Raw genomic sequence first — 13918 nt, 5'->3', positions numbered from 1 at the left:
TGCCACCATTGCCTAACTCGGGGTGACTGAAAAACTTCAGAAGTTACAGCCATAGAATTCCCAGTCAATCTTGTTGAGATCACAGTTGCTTTGAAAATGGCAATTAAGAATTAAGAATTAAGAATTAAGAATTAAGAATTAAAAATTAACAATTGACTAAGAACACTAACTCACCTTGAACTTGCCTACACTATCTTGCAGTTGCTCAGCAACTGTAAGCAGTTGTTTAAACGAGTGGGATACCTGCAACGCTTCTATGGAGGTATGATTAGCGATCGCTGCCACATTAGTCATAGTCTGAGTCACTGAAACGCTTGTTTGAGTTTGCTCAACAGTTACGGTAGCGATCGCTTCGACCAACTCATTAATCTTGACCATTACTGCAGTGATTTGATTCAAACTCTGCCTGGTGTCATCCACCAGTTTCGTTCCTCCTACCACTTGTTCAGTACCAGCTTCCATGGCAGCTACCACCTCATTGATTTCCATCTGGATTTGTGCCACAATTTTTTCGATTTCTGCCGTTGCTTCTGCTGATTGATGGGCTAAGGCTCGCACTTCATCCGCAACCACCGCAAAGCCTCGACCTTCTTCCCCAGCACGAGCTGCCTCAATAGAAGCATTTAACGCTAGCAAGTTGGTTTGAGCGGCAAAATTACTAATCAGGTTAACTACTTTAGAAATCTTTTGGGACGATTCCCCAAGGCGTTTGACCTTCTTGGCAGTGCTGCCTACAGTTTCCCGAATCGCCATAAAGCCTTCCACAGTGCGGTTCATAGCAGTATCCCCAGCTTCGACTGTCTGAGCCGCTTGTTTGACTGCAGCTTCAGCTTCAGAGGCTCTAGCAGCCACAGCTTGAGTTGAAGTCGTCATGTCTTGAATTCGTTGTAAAGCTGCCGTAATTTCCTCCGACTGTCGCAAGGCTTCTGTGGATAATTCTCGAATCGCTGCTTCATCTTGAGTAGTGGTGCTGGTAACTTGCTTCGTTGCCTGTTGCACTTGCACCACAAGTTTCCGCAAGCTTTCAATCGTAGCGTTGTAGGAATCAGCAACAGTTCCCAATTCATCGGCGGTCACACGGGCACGGATCGAGAGGTCTCCTTTACTAACTGGGTCTACTTCCATCAGCAATTCCAGTGCGCGTTTTTGAAGCTGCTCTTTAGCCGTCCGTTGCTCGGTTTCAGCAATTCTTTGCCGTTCCAAGAGGTTGATCCGGTCAAGAGTTAGTCCCACTTGGTTAGCTACTTGGGTTAAGAAATCGATTTCCGAAGCTTGCCAGGCTCGAGGTTCACTGCATTGGTGAGCAATTAATAAGCCCAAAAGTTCCCCTTCAACCAGAATTGGGGTAACTAAATTGGCTTTGACCGCAAAGGGTTCTAACTGCTTCAGGTAACACGGGGTCAGACCAGCTTCATAAATATTCGGTGTTGCCTTAACTCGACCTTGGATGTACTTATAGACGTAATCCTTTGCAAAGCAAGGGTCAGCAATTTCCGCACCGAGAGCCTGGGGCCAACCTGCAGCCACGGATTCAGCAATGACAGTACCTTTCCAATTGGGGTCAAAGCGATAGACAACCACTCGATCCGCATCCAGCCCTTGTCGGCTCCCTCGCACTACCATATCCAGGATATCTTGCAGGTCAAGGGCTTGAGTTAGCTGAATCGTAATGTCTTTCAGTTGCTTAGCACGCTTAGCGTCAAGGCTTTGGTCTTGTACCAGAACTTTAATCCGGGCGACTAGGTTATTAAAGGTGTGAGCTAGGGTTTGGGTTTCTGCGGTACCACTTGGTTGAGCAATCGCATCTAAATTACCTGCAGTCACCTCCTTGGCTGTATCAGACAATTGACTTAGAGGAGCAGATAGGCGGCGGGATAAAAGCAGAACAACTACCAAAGTTACTGCTCCCAAGGCTAGGGCTATTAAGATAAACGCTACAATTAACTCATTACCAGCGCTTTGCTGTTCTGATTTGTCCACAGAAGCAACGGATACCCAATCTGTGTGTGGGTTAGTCACAATGGTATAGAACTTATCTTTATAGAGGAAGTCAACAATTTTTACCTGCTTTCCCGTTTTATTCTTATAGGTCGAAAGTCTTTCTTCCTTTAGTGAATACTTAGCTTTGAAACGATTGAAGTCTTGCTTAGTATTAATAGTTAGCTGGGTCGGTGCCTGGACTAAAAACTTAGCAATTTCCCAAACTGCTTCACCCCCAATGATATCTTCCTCATCCAGACTACCTTCAGGGGTGAGGGTACTAATTACCATGCCTTGGCTAGTGTCTATCAGCTGCACTTGTTGGGAACCCATCAATCCGATATGTTCTAGATAAGGGAACAGTTGCTCTAATTGATTCATGGGTAGCACAGCTTTAATCACCCCAAGAAATTCTCCTGATTGAGGATCCTTGATTGCCTGAGCTAGATCAAAACCAAAGACATTAGCTGAATCATCAAAGTCCAGTTCACTGACCCAACGCCCTTGACGCTTTGCTTGTTGCCACCAGTCTTCATCCCTTTGCACAAAGTCAGAGGTGGGATTACTATAAGCAATGTTGTACCCATAGCGGTCAGTGACAAATAATTCCCCTAGACCTACATCCTTAACGATTCTCTTTAAGTAACGATTGAGTTGTGGATTGGGTTGGAGGAGCTTTGTGTTTTGAAAACGTAATTCAATCTCGTGAATAGCCAGTTTCTGAAGTTGTTGCTGTTGTGCGGTTTTGCTACTAGCATGAGCTGCATTGATGACTAAAGGATTACTCCCTAATAAGGTTGGTACAGTAAAGGTATCCTTAATCAGTTGGCTAGCTGCTTCACCAGCAATTAGAGCTTGCTCCTGCTGCTGTAATTTATTTCGCTCTTTGTCATGGTCGTGAACAATTCTGTAACTTACTAGGCTAGCCAGAGTCAGAGGAATCAATACCGTTGGCATAATCGTTGTCAACAACTGGCGGCTGAGAGTATTTTTATTCCTCTGATTTTTTTTTTTTCAGTTTTGACCAGTTCCAGGAGCTGATCTTCTGCGTTGATATCTTGGTCTGGCAAATGGTTTACCTTGGTCTCAGGTTCTTTTAACTCTTGAACAACCCGCAATTTAACGTTAGGAATAGTTGACTCAGGTAAGAGTGTCTTCACCAGCGCCTTTTTTGATTTAGCTATCTCACTATTATTGGTAGTGTTGCCATTGACATTAAAATTATTCGTTGCTTTTTTCATGATTAAATACTTAATAAAATTAATTTTTAAACCGTATTTTTTTTATAAGTTTAAGCTTTAAAACTTAAAATAAATAATTATTAGTTATAATAATTAAATAATACGTTCAAGTTACATTCGATGAATAGTATAATTAAAACTTGGTATTAAAAATTAGTTTTCCATCAAAAACTACTAGCATTTCACCACCATGTTTCAGCCAATATCCCTGTAAAAACTTTGCCAATTCAGGATTCATGCTTGATGACGGCAGAGGTTGAATCAAATCGGGATTGCACCATTCAATGTCCTCTACCCGGTTGACGACCAACCCTAGCATTTGGTTGTATTTAACGGACTTAGGATCATGAGACTGGATATGCAACACTAAGGAGGTGTAGTGTGATGTGTTTACCGGTTGCTGATGCCAAGGAGTTAATCCCACAATGTGTCCGAGATCGACCATCCAAAGAACTTCACCCCGCCAGTTGTAAACACCCATCACCCAAGGTGGCATATGGGCAATTGGAATAATTTGACCAACAGCAATAGTCAGCACTTCAGTCAGCTGATTAATTGGCATTAAAGCAGTAGTATCAGGTACTAGATGAAACCGCAGAAACTGCTGTCTAATTTCATTGGCAGCAGTTTCTGTCGCTGATGATGGGGAAGCTGAAGCTGGGATAAACTTGGATACCATGATGATCTCTGTTTTTTTATAGCTCAGATTTAGCCCTTGACCAGTTGGTTAATGATTTTTAGGAGTTCTGCGTTATCAACAGGCTTATACAGGTAAGCATCTGCTCCCTGCTTCAACGCCCAAAATTTATCCATTTCAGTATCTTTGGTGGAGCAGATTATCACAGGTATTTGGCTTGTATTAGCTTCATTTTTAAGGGTTCGACAAATTTCAAAACCACTGCGATCCGGAAGGACAACATCAAGGACAATCAAATCCAGCTGATTACTGCTAATTTTTTCTAGGGCTTCTGAGCCATTATTGGCAGTTAATACATTAAACCCATTTTCCTTGAGATAACCTCTGAAAATTTCTAGATCAGTTAATGAATCTTCAACAATTAATGCGGTAACCATTTTTATCCGATTTAAATAACTCTAAAATTATAATCAGGTAAGCAAGTGTTTCAACGGTTTTTTTTGTAAACACTTAAATTTCGGCTATCTAGTCAATTCTAATTAACTTGTTTAAGATGTTTAATGATAACTCTCAATACCTCTTCAGGATTGATGGGTTTACTCAGAAAATCTGAGGAGCCAACCATCTTAGCTCTCACACGGTCGATGATGCCGTCGTTACCGGTCAAAATCACGATCGGAGTATTGCGGAAAAAGGAGAGCCTACGCAATTGACCGCAAATTTCATAGCCATTAGCATTTGGCATGACCAGATCTAAAAATATCAACTCTGGCTTACTAGCTAACAAAGTAGCGATCGCCCTAAGTGCATCATTAATAGCCACAAAGCGATAGCCTTCTGAGGTAAGAATTTTTTCCATGCTTTGGCAGATCAGGGGACTATCATCCACGCAGGCAATCAAAGGTTTCTGCTCAGGAACAGTTTTTACCGATGTTTCGTTCGGAGGTAGTGAAACTGGAGCAGGTAAATCCGGAATCTCTATCAGTTCCACTAATCCTGATTGCAGGTGAGGTAGAATCGAGAGGGTAACTGCCCTAGTATCCCGTTTCATTAGTATGGCCAAGTCTCGTAGGGTATATTGTCCATTCAACAGCTTGGTCATAGTTTGGTAAGCCTGAGGGGATGTTTTAATTCTCAGTTGCTTGGGCTGCCTGATGATTGGTGCCCGATTAGGGCAGCGGTCTGCTACACGAGCACTTTGCCAAGCTTCCCAAAGTTGATCAGCTTCATGGATGACTTGCTCTGCGTCAATCAAGACCAGTGGTTTAAACAATGATGATAATGATGATGAGGAATCTGGTTTGATTTTATAGGTGATCTGCATGCCTTGGGTAACATCAAAAAGTATTTCTACCATGACAGACTGAATCATTTTGACGGCTTGATCACGGGTAACTTTATGCAGACCTACCCATAGGCATAGCAAATGATAGTCCCAACAGACATTGACATCTTCCCAATTGGTATTAGCTAGATCGTCTTGCAGTGATGAAAGCTGAGCAGATGTCTGAGGACAGTGAATGAGTAGGTTTCTACGCCACCGTCTCACTGGATGAGTCCCTCCGGTAGCATACATGAGGCGACCCATATAAATGTGAAATATCCATTCTTGTTTATTTGGATCACTTAGAATGAGTTGACCGCTAAACCGAGGCTGCTTCAAAATTTCAAACAACCCAGCTTGTTTGACGGAAGTAAACTCTTTGATTGGAATTAGAGGATAATTTTGTTTTATCGCCATCATTGCCTTTGGTTTACCTGATTGCCGTTGTCAGCAAAACTGATTGTCCTAGTGCTGCCATTACCGGATGGGATTTGCCGATTGGGAAGAGGCTTTCTTAACCATAGGCAAGAAAAAACACCGGGAACAGTTAAAGACTTTCACCGAGATGCACAAGTAACCTATGATTGATCAGGTAACTGCTAGCTCAATGCTACAGAATTTTATGAGGTTGATGTATCCGTGAGTTTACACAAATTACAAGAGAGACACTATGGGGTATTTACGCATTGACGGAAGTTTTTGATTATTTATGACCTTCTATGCCAGAAAACTACTGAAATGTATCAATCTTGCCACTGAGCCGTGTTGCCATCTTGGCAGGGATTTACAAAAATTTACTGGTTAGTTAATGTTAGTTAATTAAAAGTCTATGAGTTACACTGGCTTTATGACTTTGACTGTAAGTATTCAGAAGAACGCGCTACACCCATGAAACCCTTGCCCTATTAAGTTCTGGAAGCTTTTTAAATCAAGAGAGTAAGCCCATGGACTAGTTTTCGTGACTGGCGCTTGGGATCAGGTCTTCTTCGAAGGCAAGGTTGGGAGAAATAACAATTACCAAAAACCCACACCTTACAATTTATAAGCTCTCGGACGTGATATTACTTAAAAGTTATCTCGGCATAATCTCCTATGGTCTCTATTGCTCGCAAAAACCTCTGGGCAGACATTCCTCGCTTTCTGGTCGCTCAAGCAGGAATTATGTTTGCCGTTAGCCTAGTCACAATCCAAACTGGTCTGCTCAACGGGTTCACTCGCTCTACAGTTCTTCTGATTGAGGGATCCGAGGCCGATATATGGGTAAGTTCTGACCGAATGGTTCAGTTTGAGCTAACCGAGCCACTTTTAAAGAATCAGCTGGATCAAGCTCAAGGAGTCAAAGGTGTGGAGCGAGCAGAAGCACTACTGATGGGGTCAGGTCGATGGCGTCCTCTTAAGGGAGATACCAGTCCTGTTACGTTGATTGGATTTGACCTAGGGGGAAAACTGTTCCAACCCGGAACAATCACTCGGGGTAGACTGAAAGCCCTTAAGGAGCCTTACACGGTTATGGTGGATCAAAGCAGATTACCGACGCTCAATCTCAGAGATATCGGTGATACCGCTACGGTTAACTTCTTGCCTGCTCGATTGGTCGGCTTAACCACGGAGAGTCAATCCCTTGTAGCTAGCCCATTCTTATTTGCTTCCTTAGAAAATGCCAATACCTATATCAACACAAGCTATACCTCTAAGCTTAACTGCACTGTAGAATCTTCAGATAATTTGCAGTGTACTACTATTTACGAAAAGTCAAAGTCTTTGAATAAGTCTGATGAGTCGGAGATTCCTGAACCTACACCTTTGAGCCTAACAGACCCCATTACCTATATTATGGTAAAGGCTAAAGTAGGGCAGGATCTTGAGCAACTCAAGCAGAATTTAGAAGCTGCTTTACCCGGGACTCGTGCTTATACGAAGCTTGAGATGGCACGCAAGACCCGAAATTACTGGCAGGTGCGAACAGGTCTTGGTTTTGTATTGGGTCTAGGTGCTGCTGTGGGAGTGATTGTTGGCATGGTAGTTGTCACTCAGATTCTCTACGCCTCAGTTTCTGACCATATCAAAGAGTTTGGTACCCTAAAAGCAATGGGCGCACCGGATCGGTTTATTTATAGTGTTATAGTCGAACAAGCATTGTGGATGGCTGTTCTTGGTTATGTGCCTGGTATGCTCCTTTGCTGGGGGTTGAGTGTGTGGGTTAAATCAAAAGGAATTATCCTTTTGATCACACCAGTGTCTGCCACAGGTGTTTTTGGCATAACTGTGGTAATGTGTGTCACTTCCGGTTTGTTCGCTATCCAAAAGGTGACTCGTATTGATCCAGCTATTGTATTTAAAGCCTAGAAACCCTGTTGAGTCATATCATATCCAATTTAATACTTATCATTCTTGGTTGTTGGTAACTTGTTAATTTTTTTTTATTTTAAAGTGTTAATTGACCGTTGACCATCAACACTTTAAAATTAACGACTTACCTGAATAGGAATTGATTAACTGGAATCGATATCACCCAATTATAAAATTGAACTTTTAATAGTTTAAAAAAATTAGTAAACTGGGATATTATGACTATTCTCGCTCAGCAATTAATTGGTTAGTCACTTCCATGACTGCAGGAGGCAAGGTGAACCCGCCTTGAGATTTTTCCACTAGAGATCGCTGTCTCAGGGAGGCTAGAGCCCTGAGTAATTCCTGAGGCGATATCTCCAGTAATTCATCCTGTAATTGAGTTAGAATTACAGGTTCTTTGTGACTAGCCATTGTATATATAATTTTATGTTCCAAATCTGATAACCGATCTAAGATTTCTTCGATAAAGTCACTAACGTCATGGGTAAATAGGGTAGTTGCCAAAAAATCGGTCACACTGCCATCAAAAACTTCTTTGATGGTTATGGCAACAAGTTTTAACATCAAGGGATTCCCACGATACGCCTTAATTAAATAGTCCCAGTTTTTCTGCCCAGACAATCCTTTTTCCTGCAAAATATACTGAGCGGCTTCCCCTAAACCTTCAAGTTTTAAGGAACGCACAGGTGAAGTCTCTCCTTCTTGTAACGAAATTTCGCTGAGTTTCTCCTGACTGGTAATCAACAAACAGCTTTGATGGGGTTCTTCTCCCCAGCGTCTGATGAATTCACCATAGCCTTCATAGCCTTCTCGGTAGATGCCCGCAAGTGTACCAATCTGTAGAATAGATTCGGCACCGTTGAGGACTATCAAACAGCGGTGTTGGCGGCAGTACTCAATTAGTTGGGAGATACGCTCCTTGGCAGTTTGACAACTAGGGAGTGGGTTTGACCCCTCGGCGGTTTCATATCCTACAGTTTCTAGGGGCCCAGATAAAGATTGGAGCAGTGCTGCTAGGATATCCTCTAACCGGGGTGCCTGACTTAAGGAACGCCATACCACATACTTGAACTGATCCTGAATTTGTTTAGCCAGCTTCACTGACAAGGTGGTTTTACCAATCCCTGCCATACCCTGTAGTGCCACCAATCGGCAACGATCCTTAACAATCCATGTTTCTAACTGGCGTAGTTCTTCAGTGCGACCATAGAAAACAGAAACATCTGGTGCCTCACCCCAATCCATGTGCTTGGGGTTTGAGGATTGGACAGTAGAGATAGGGGTATAGCTTCTGCAGTTAGAGGAGATATCCTGGGTTTCTATATGAGTCTGATACCGATTGACCAGCAGCTGTTGCAGTTTGGTTAGCTTTACAGGCCCTGTCCCTGATATAGGAAACTTTTTGTAGACCTCGCTGAGTCTTTTGCGCACTGCATGTTCACTAATGTCGAGGGTTTTTGCGATCGCGTTTGTCGATTGACCCTCCATCGCCAAAGCCACAACCTCCAGCTCGGCTTTAGATACACCGTGTTCATTTGCGATCGCTTTTAGAAAGTCATAGGGAATCACAATTGCACGCTCATACTCATAGAAACCTGATAGTTCATTGTAAATCCTCTTTCTGAGAACTGCTTGCCATTTTGGTCATTAATATGAGTTTTACCTGCCAGTTGTGTCCCGATCAATTCAAACCCATCTCTGAAGACAGACTTTGTCAAACCCCTATGGTTGAGGCATTTGCTGCCGGTTTGTGTTTCTTAAATCCATCACATATGTATGTCTGTTGGTCAGACGTTCCTCAAAAACTATGGCTAGGGATATCAACGAGGAGGGGTAACTGCAGTCATCATAGGAAGAACCTGAGTTCGACCTAACCCTGAAAGCCTTAATCTATCCTAGTCTCTGAAAGCCTGTATCCCTGCGGTGCGACCCAAGGGCGCGAGCAATCCCTCGCGCCCTTGGAGGCGCGCACCGTGATTGTTTCGTGGAGTGTACCCTGATCTCGAACTCACGTGAAGAGGGGACTCACAACCGACCTAGAATGGCTTGCTGTGTACTACCAGTTCTACTTCCCGTTAAATACTCACTCTGCTAAAATTCATTGTTATGAATTTTAACCTGAGTTCAACGTAACGCTGAAAGCCTTAATATACCCTAGTTGTCCAAAGCTTGTATCCCTTACTGTTTCGTGGAGCGATCGCTTATATCGAACTCAGGTTGAGCAGGTTTTTTGTTGCCCTTCACCACTGACTAATGACTGTGGATTTGATCTAAGTAAACAGATCTGTGATCAGCCAATGTTCTGGGCACAATTGACCCTGGCAAACCTTATAGACCTGGCCATTAACTGCTACAAACCGATTTCCCTTGACAGTAATGATGGTAATTTTCCAATTAATGGTGCAATGCGGAGGCGAAAATAGCGGTAAATACAGCCGAGGTTTAGTACAACAATAGATTGGCGGATGAATCTCAAAGAACCCGCCATTAATCGATTAATCAAGCAGCAAAATGGTTCAACGATTACTATCTAGTATCGGTTTCACCACCAAAAAGCCAGCACCAAATGCGCTCAAGACAATTCCCAAGATAGCTATAACCAACACCCAGCCATTGACATATGAGACTGCCTCTGGCTGCGAACTTCGCAGGGAGCGATTGTTTTCTTGTTCAATCACTAAAGTTTCTCGATAGGAAGAGGTAGGGGTTTGAGGTTTCCTCTGAGGTGGGGAAAATTCACCCCCTGGGATAGTTGTAGAGGTGCGCTGGGGTGGAATTGGTGGAGCTTGACGGGGTTCCGGCGGCTTTACTGGCTGAGGTCGATGGACTTCAGCTGGACTCACTGGTTCTAAGGAATTGATCACCTGCTGTAGATGCAGAGCTGAATTAATAACTTTTTTAACTTCCTGTCGCAGCTGCTGGTGTTGTTTAACTAAATGCTGATTTTGAGAATGGAGAGAGTCCAACATCGCCTGTGTTGCTTGCAACTCAGCTGCTAGTTCCCGGTAGACAGAAATTGGTACTGATGGACAGTATGTATTCGATTTGTTTGCCGATGTTGAACTAGGGTAACGATCGCTACTGGATTTGGGCATAGGGGGGTTGGTTCGGTGATTAGAAGTCATAAGTATAGCTAAACTTCATCCAAGGCAAGAATAGTTGAAATTTTAATCTGTGGGCAGCCCTTGTTGGCTAAAAGCTAGGGAGATACTCAAAAAAAACTCCCGCTCCATAGTCTGGCTGACTATTGATAGTGATAACCGAAAAAAGTTTCCCATGGGTTCAGGCTCAGGAGCAATCTCTAGGGAAGTTTTCACGCCTATTAGTAAAATCAGCAATTACCAAGGGGATCGACAATAGTCTTGCCTTGGCTATAGGTTGCTTTGCTTTACTTCCATGCCATTTGGTTTCCGTCAGTTTTTTTCTACTCCTTTGGTCCTCTAGGAAAACGACGCCGTTGCAGGAATTCTGGAATATCTAATCCTGGTCTACTCTTAGGCTCAACCTTGGGAGTAGGGGGCATCGGTGTAGGAGCAATCGGTCGCCGATTCAGGGGAGTTTCCACAGATTTAGGTGCAGACTGGGCTTCTCCGGTAAATCCAGTAGCAATCACAGTAATTCTAATTTCACCCTGGAGCTTATCATCAATTACTGCTCCAAAGATGATATTGGCATTGGGATCAACCACTTCATAAACAGTTTCTGCTGCTGAATTCACTTCATGGAGGGTCAGATCACTGCCACCAGTAATATTTAAAACTACCCCTCTAGCCCCTTCAATAGAAGACTCCAGCAGAGGAGAAGAAATGGCGGCTACTGCTGCCTCTCTGGCTCGGGATTTTCCAGAACCCATCCCGATGCCCATCAGAGCCGAACCAGCATCTGCCATCACCGCTCGCACATCGGCAAAATCCACATTCACCAAGCCAGGAATAGTAATAATATCAGAGATCCCTTGTACCCCCTGACGTAGGATATCATCAGCTACTTTAAATGCTTCTTGAACAGGAGTCTGTTCTGAAATCACTGACAAGAGTTTATTATTGGGAATAACAATTAGGGTATCGACTCGACTCCCCAGAGCGGCAATTCCTTCCTCGGCTTGGGAAGTACGGCGGCGTCCTTCAAAGGTAAATGGACGAGTGACCACTCCCACAGTTAAAGCACCCATCTCTTTAGCGACTTCTGCTACAATCGGGGCAGCTCCTGTGCCAGTACCACCCCCCATCCCAGCAGTAATGAAAACCAAGTCAGTGTCTTCGAGAGCCTGGGCAATTTCCTCCCGGGATTCTTCTGCGGCTTTTTGACCAATGGCTGGGTTCCCTCCTGCTCCCAACCCTCGGGTCAACTTCTGCCCCATTTGTAAGCGTTGGGGGGCTGATGATTGGGCTAGTGCTTGAGCATCTGTGTTAATTGACCAGAACTCTACTCCACTGACATCACTGGCAATCATGCGGTTAACTGCGTTACCACCACCCCCGCCAACACCAATGACCTTGATTTTTGCAACGCTACCTGGCACGATATTGTCACTCCTAGTTTCTTCCCTGGGTATGCGATTAGAATCATAAGTTTGACCGAATTGTAATACAGAGTTACTAAAAGGATGTGTATTGTCGGATCCTAATGACAGATCTGCTTCTGCGATGATTTTAGAACTTTGAGCAGCAAGCCCTAGTTTACTATTAAGCGTCATTGCAACAGGTGAGGGTAAGTGTTTATCTTTATCTTTATAAGTTATATGTAGCAGTCTGAGTTAACTATAGAGTAAGTTGATTGAAAAACCAAAGACCCTGGCAACGGCTGGCTCTATACCCGATAACTGACCTGAAACAAAACATAGGTTGCTGGAAATATCACCTCGGCTTAGCCGTCAGAGTAGGGCTAATCACCTGTCTGACCTTCTTCGTTATCCTTATTTAACTCCCGATTGCACACTGTCATGGTCTGTCATCATTTGAATAGATGGTAAGTCTGGGTTTTGGAGGTCAATGTAAGCTATTTTGCTCTTTTGTGTGCGCTTCGGCAATTCTCGCATCTGATCTAGAACTCTCAGTTGCGTGGGTAAGCGTTCAGTGTAAGGACCTAAATGTACATTTCCTAACTCGGTCTTCAGAATTAAGTTGGCTGGATTTCGCCAATCGATCTCGAAAACTTTTACAGCCGACTGACTCACAGCTTGATAAACATCGAACCAGTAAGGGCGATAAACGGAATTTTGACCAATCACTTTCAACTTCGGCAACTGCAGGTTGGCCGAGAGTGGTTCGTAACTGCTCTTGGGGCTCCAGATCCCGTGCTCATCGACTAAACCCAAGGTTGGGGTAGAGTTTTTAGTTTTTCTGGTTTGGAGCTTACTCTGCTCAGCAATAGCCACTGGTTGACGCTCTCTAACTTGTATTGTCAATCCTGGTGGTATTAGTTGACGGCTAACTAGAGCCGAAGCAATAGGAGCTTCAGACTCCAGAAACTTGGCAAGGACTTGGGGTTGTACTTGCAGTAAAGACTGGGGATAGGATAAAGGCAGCAGGGAGCGTATCGCTTCAGCAGAAAGCCAATAATTCCCTTGAATCTCGATTTGTTCTGGGTGACGAATCATCCAATCTGGTAAAGTTATTGCCCAGAGTAAACTTCCAGCGATACCGCCCACCAAAAGTGTACGCCAAATCCTTTGATAAAATTGAATCCGGCGTGTCCGTCGCAGTTGTTTGCGTCGATTAGACAATTGTGATTGAGAGACTGATGCGATGTTGGTCATCTACTACCGATCAATCGACAGAGTACATTTATGACTTGAAGTAAGCCTGACAATTGGCGCGTGGGCGTTTGCGCTGCGGCGCGATCGCTTCACGCCAATCTACCCAAAAATCTGGGTAACGACAAGGTTTGAACTTTGCAATTCCTCAGTGAGCACCAAATACTTTTTTTAATTTAACCACTACTAGGTTCCCACGTTTTATACTTAACAGGTTCCATCAGCCTGATGGAAAAAGGCATTGGTGCCTAATCAGTCCTATATAGTTAACTCATTCCACGTACCTTGGTCGTGGGATGAGCCAGTGATTAGTGATTAGTCTTTTACAAAAGACTAATCACTGGCCACGCTTCCTATATCACCCTGTTGAAGGAGTGGGCTTTCTAACCGCCTTCTGTAAACCACAACCATCACCACAACGGTGGGAGGTTAATTTATGGAACTGCATCTACCAAGATTTTTCAAAGCGTGTAACCCAGCTAAAACCTTAGATATGGGTAATCCAGAAGACCATCCATACTATATCGATTTTTCCGCTGTCACTGATCTGGGCCATCGCTCTCACCCTCGTCTGGCGAGGGGCGAGCCGGTTCACCCGCGACCGCGTCGCCGGCGACACCTGACGCCGG

At 43.9% G+C, this 13918-nt stretch carries 13 protein-coding genes; 3 read left to right on the top strand and 10 right to left on the bottom strand.

Translation table 11 applies throughout. From position 1 onward, the window contains the following. Positions 1-165 precede the first annotated feature (165 nt). From F6J94_RS06695 to F6J94_RS06675, 5 genes are all read right to left on the bottom strand, one after another. Complete coding sequence (locus F6J94_RS06695) at positions 166-2937, bottom strand: methyl-accepting chemotaxis protein (RefSeq protein ID WP_293038356.1); 2772 nt, start codon at positions 2935-2937, stop codon at positions 166-168. A gap of 8 nt (positions 2938-2945) precedes the next feature. Next, positions 2946-3221 carry a hypothetical protein gene (locus F6J94_RS06690; protein WP_293025326.1) on the bottom strand — a complete coding sequence of 92 codons (276 nt, stop codon included), beginning with the start codon at positions 3219-3221 and terminating at the stop codon, positions 2946-2948. A gap of 133 nt (positions 3222-3354) precedes the next feature. Next, on the bottom strand, positions 3355-3900 hold the full coding sequence (locus F6J94_RS06685; RefSeq protein ID WP_293038353.1) for a chemotaxis protein CheW: 546 nt from the start codon (positions 3898-3900) through the stop codon (positions 3355-3357). Between the two features lie 29 nt (positions 3901-3929). Further along, entirely contained in the window at positions 3930-4295 is a 366-nt protein-coding gene (locus F6J94_RS06680; RefSeq protein WP_293025330.1) for a response regulator, read from the bottom strand. Positions 4296-4393: 98 nt separating this feature from the next. Beyond that, positions 4394-5602 carry a response regulator gene (locus tag F6J94_RS06675; RefSeq protein ID WP_293038350.1) on the bottom strand — a complete coding sequence of 403 codons (1209 nt, stop codon included), beginning with the start codon at positions 5600-5602 and terminating at the stop codon, positions 4394-4396. 24 nt (positions 5603-5626) lie between these two features. On the opposite strand from F6J94_RS06675, the gene F6J94_RS06670 reads away from it, so the two are divergent. Further along, positions 5627-5770 (top strand): hypothetical protein, encoded by a 144-nt coding sequence (locus F6J94_RS06670; RefSeq protein ID WP_293038347.1) that lies wholly within the window; start codon positions 5627-5629, stop codon positions 5768-5770. Positions 5771-6274: 504 nt separating this feature from the next. Continuing rightward, positions 6275-7528: an FtsX-like permease family protein gene (locus tag F6J94_RS06665; protein WP_293038344.1), complete on the top strand. Its 1254-nt coding sequence runs from the start codon at positions 6275-6277 to the stop codon at positions 7526-7528. 225 nt (positions 7529-7753) lie between these two features. Here the strand turns inward: F6J94_RS06665 and F6J94_RS06660 are convergent, their stop codons facing one another. The 5 genes from F6J94_RS06660 to F6J94_RS06640 all read right to left on the bottom strand — a co-directional run bounded on the left by F6J94_RS06660 (position 7754) and on the right by F6J94_RS06640 (position 13292). Further along, positions 7754-9103: an NB-ARC domain-containing protein gene (locus tag F6J94_RS06660; protein WP_293038341.1), complete on the bottom strand. Its 1350-nt coding sequence runs from the start codon at positions 9101-9103 to the stop codon at positions 7754-7756. 947 nt (positions 9104-10050) lie between these two features. Then, a complete protein-coding gene (locus tag F6J94_RS06655; protein WP_293025335.1) occupies positions 10051-10629 on the bottom strand; it encodes a hypothetical protein in 579 nt (192 codons plus the stop codon). Positions 10630-10701: 72 nt separating this feature from the next. Then, positions 10702-10851: a hypothetical protein gene (locus F6J94_RS06650; protein WP_293038338.1), complete on the bottom strand. Its 150-nt coding sequence runs from the start codon at positions 10849-10851 to the stop codon at positions 10702-10704. 107 nt (positions 10852-10958) lie between these two features. Next, positions 10959-12230, bottom strand: coding sequence for a cell division protein FtsZ (gene ftsZ / locus F6J94_RS06645; protein ID WP_293025337.1), 1272 nt, complete (start codon positions 12228-12230; stop codon positions 10959-10961). Positions 12231-12449: 219 nt separating this feature from the next. Continuing rightward, positions 12450-13292, bottom strand: coding sequence for an FtsQ-type POTRA domain-containing protein (locus F6J94_RS06640; protein WP_293038334.1), 843 nt, complete (start codon positions 13290-13292; stop codon positions 12450-12452). 433 nt (positions 13293-13725) lie between these two features. Between F6J94_RS06640 and F6J94_RS06635 the strand changes: the two genes are divergently transcribed. Next, positions 13726-13918: hypothetical protein (locus F6J94_RS06635; RefSeq protein ID WP_293038329.1), on the top strand; the 193-nt coding region annotated here is incomplete at its 3' end.

Origin of the sequence: Moorena sp. SIO1F2, assembly GCF_010672755.1 — a bacterium.
GTDB lineage: Bacteria > Cyanobacteriota > Cyanobacteriia > Cyanobacteriales > Coleofasciculaceae > Moorena.
Note: the sequence above shows the minus strand (reverse complement) of the source record. Positions and strands in the feature narration are given on the sequence as shown.

Coding starts and splice junctions, on each gene's coding strand:
- ftsZ (WP_293025337.1), bottom strand. CDS start 12,230: ATGACGCTTAATAGTAAACTAGGGCTTGCTGCTCAAAGTTCTAAAATC.
- F6J94_RS06695 (WP_293038356.1), bottom strand. CDS start 2,937: ATGCCAACGGTATTGATTCCTCTGACTCTGGCTAGCCTAGTAAGTTAC.
- F6J94_RS06680 (WP_293025330.1), bottom strand. CDS start 4,295: ATGGTTACCGCATTAATTGTTGAAGATTCATTAACTGATCTAGAAATT.
- F6J94_RS06665 (WP_293038344.1), top strand. CDS start 6,275: ATGGTCTCTATTGCTCGCAAAAACCTCTGGGCAGACATTCCTCGCTTT.
- F6J94_RS06690 (WP_293025326.1), bottom strand. CDS start 3,221: ATGAAAAAAGCAACGAATAATTTTAATGTCAATGGCAACACTACCAAT.
- F6J94_RS06675 (WP_293038350.1), bottom strand. CDS start 5,602: ATGATGGCGATAAAACAAAATTATCCTCTAATTCCAATCAAAGAGTTT.
- F6J94_RS06655 (WP_293025335.1), bottom strand. CDS start 10,629: ATGCCCAAATCCAGTAGCGATCGTTACCCTAGTTCAACATCGGCAAAC.
- F6J94_RS06685 (WP_293038353.1), bottom strand. CDS start 3,900: ATGGTATCCAAGTTTATCCCAGCTTCAGCTTCCCCATCATCAGCGACA.
- F6J94_RS06640 (WP_293038334.1), bottom strand. CDS start 13,292: ATGACCAACATCGCATCAGTCTCTCAATCACAATTGTCTAATCGACGC.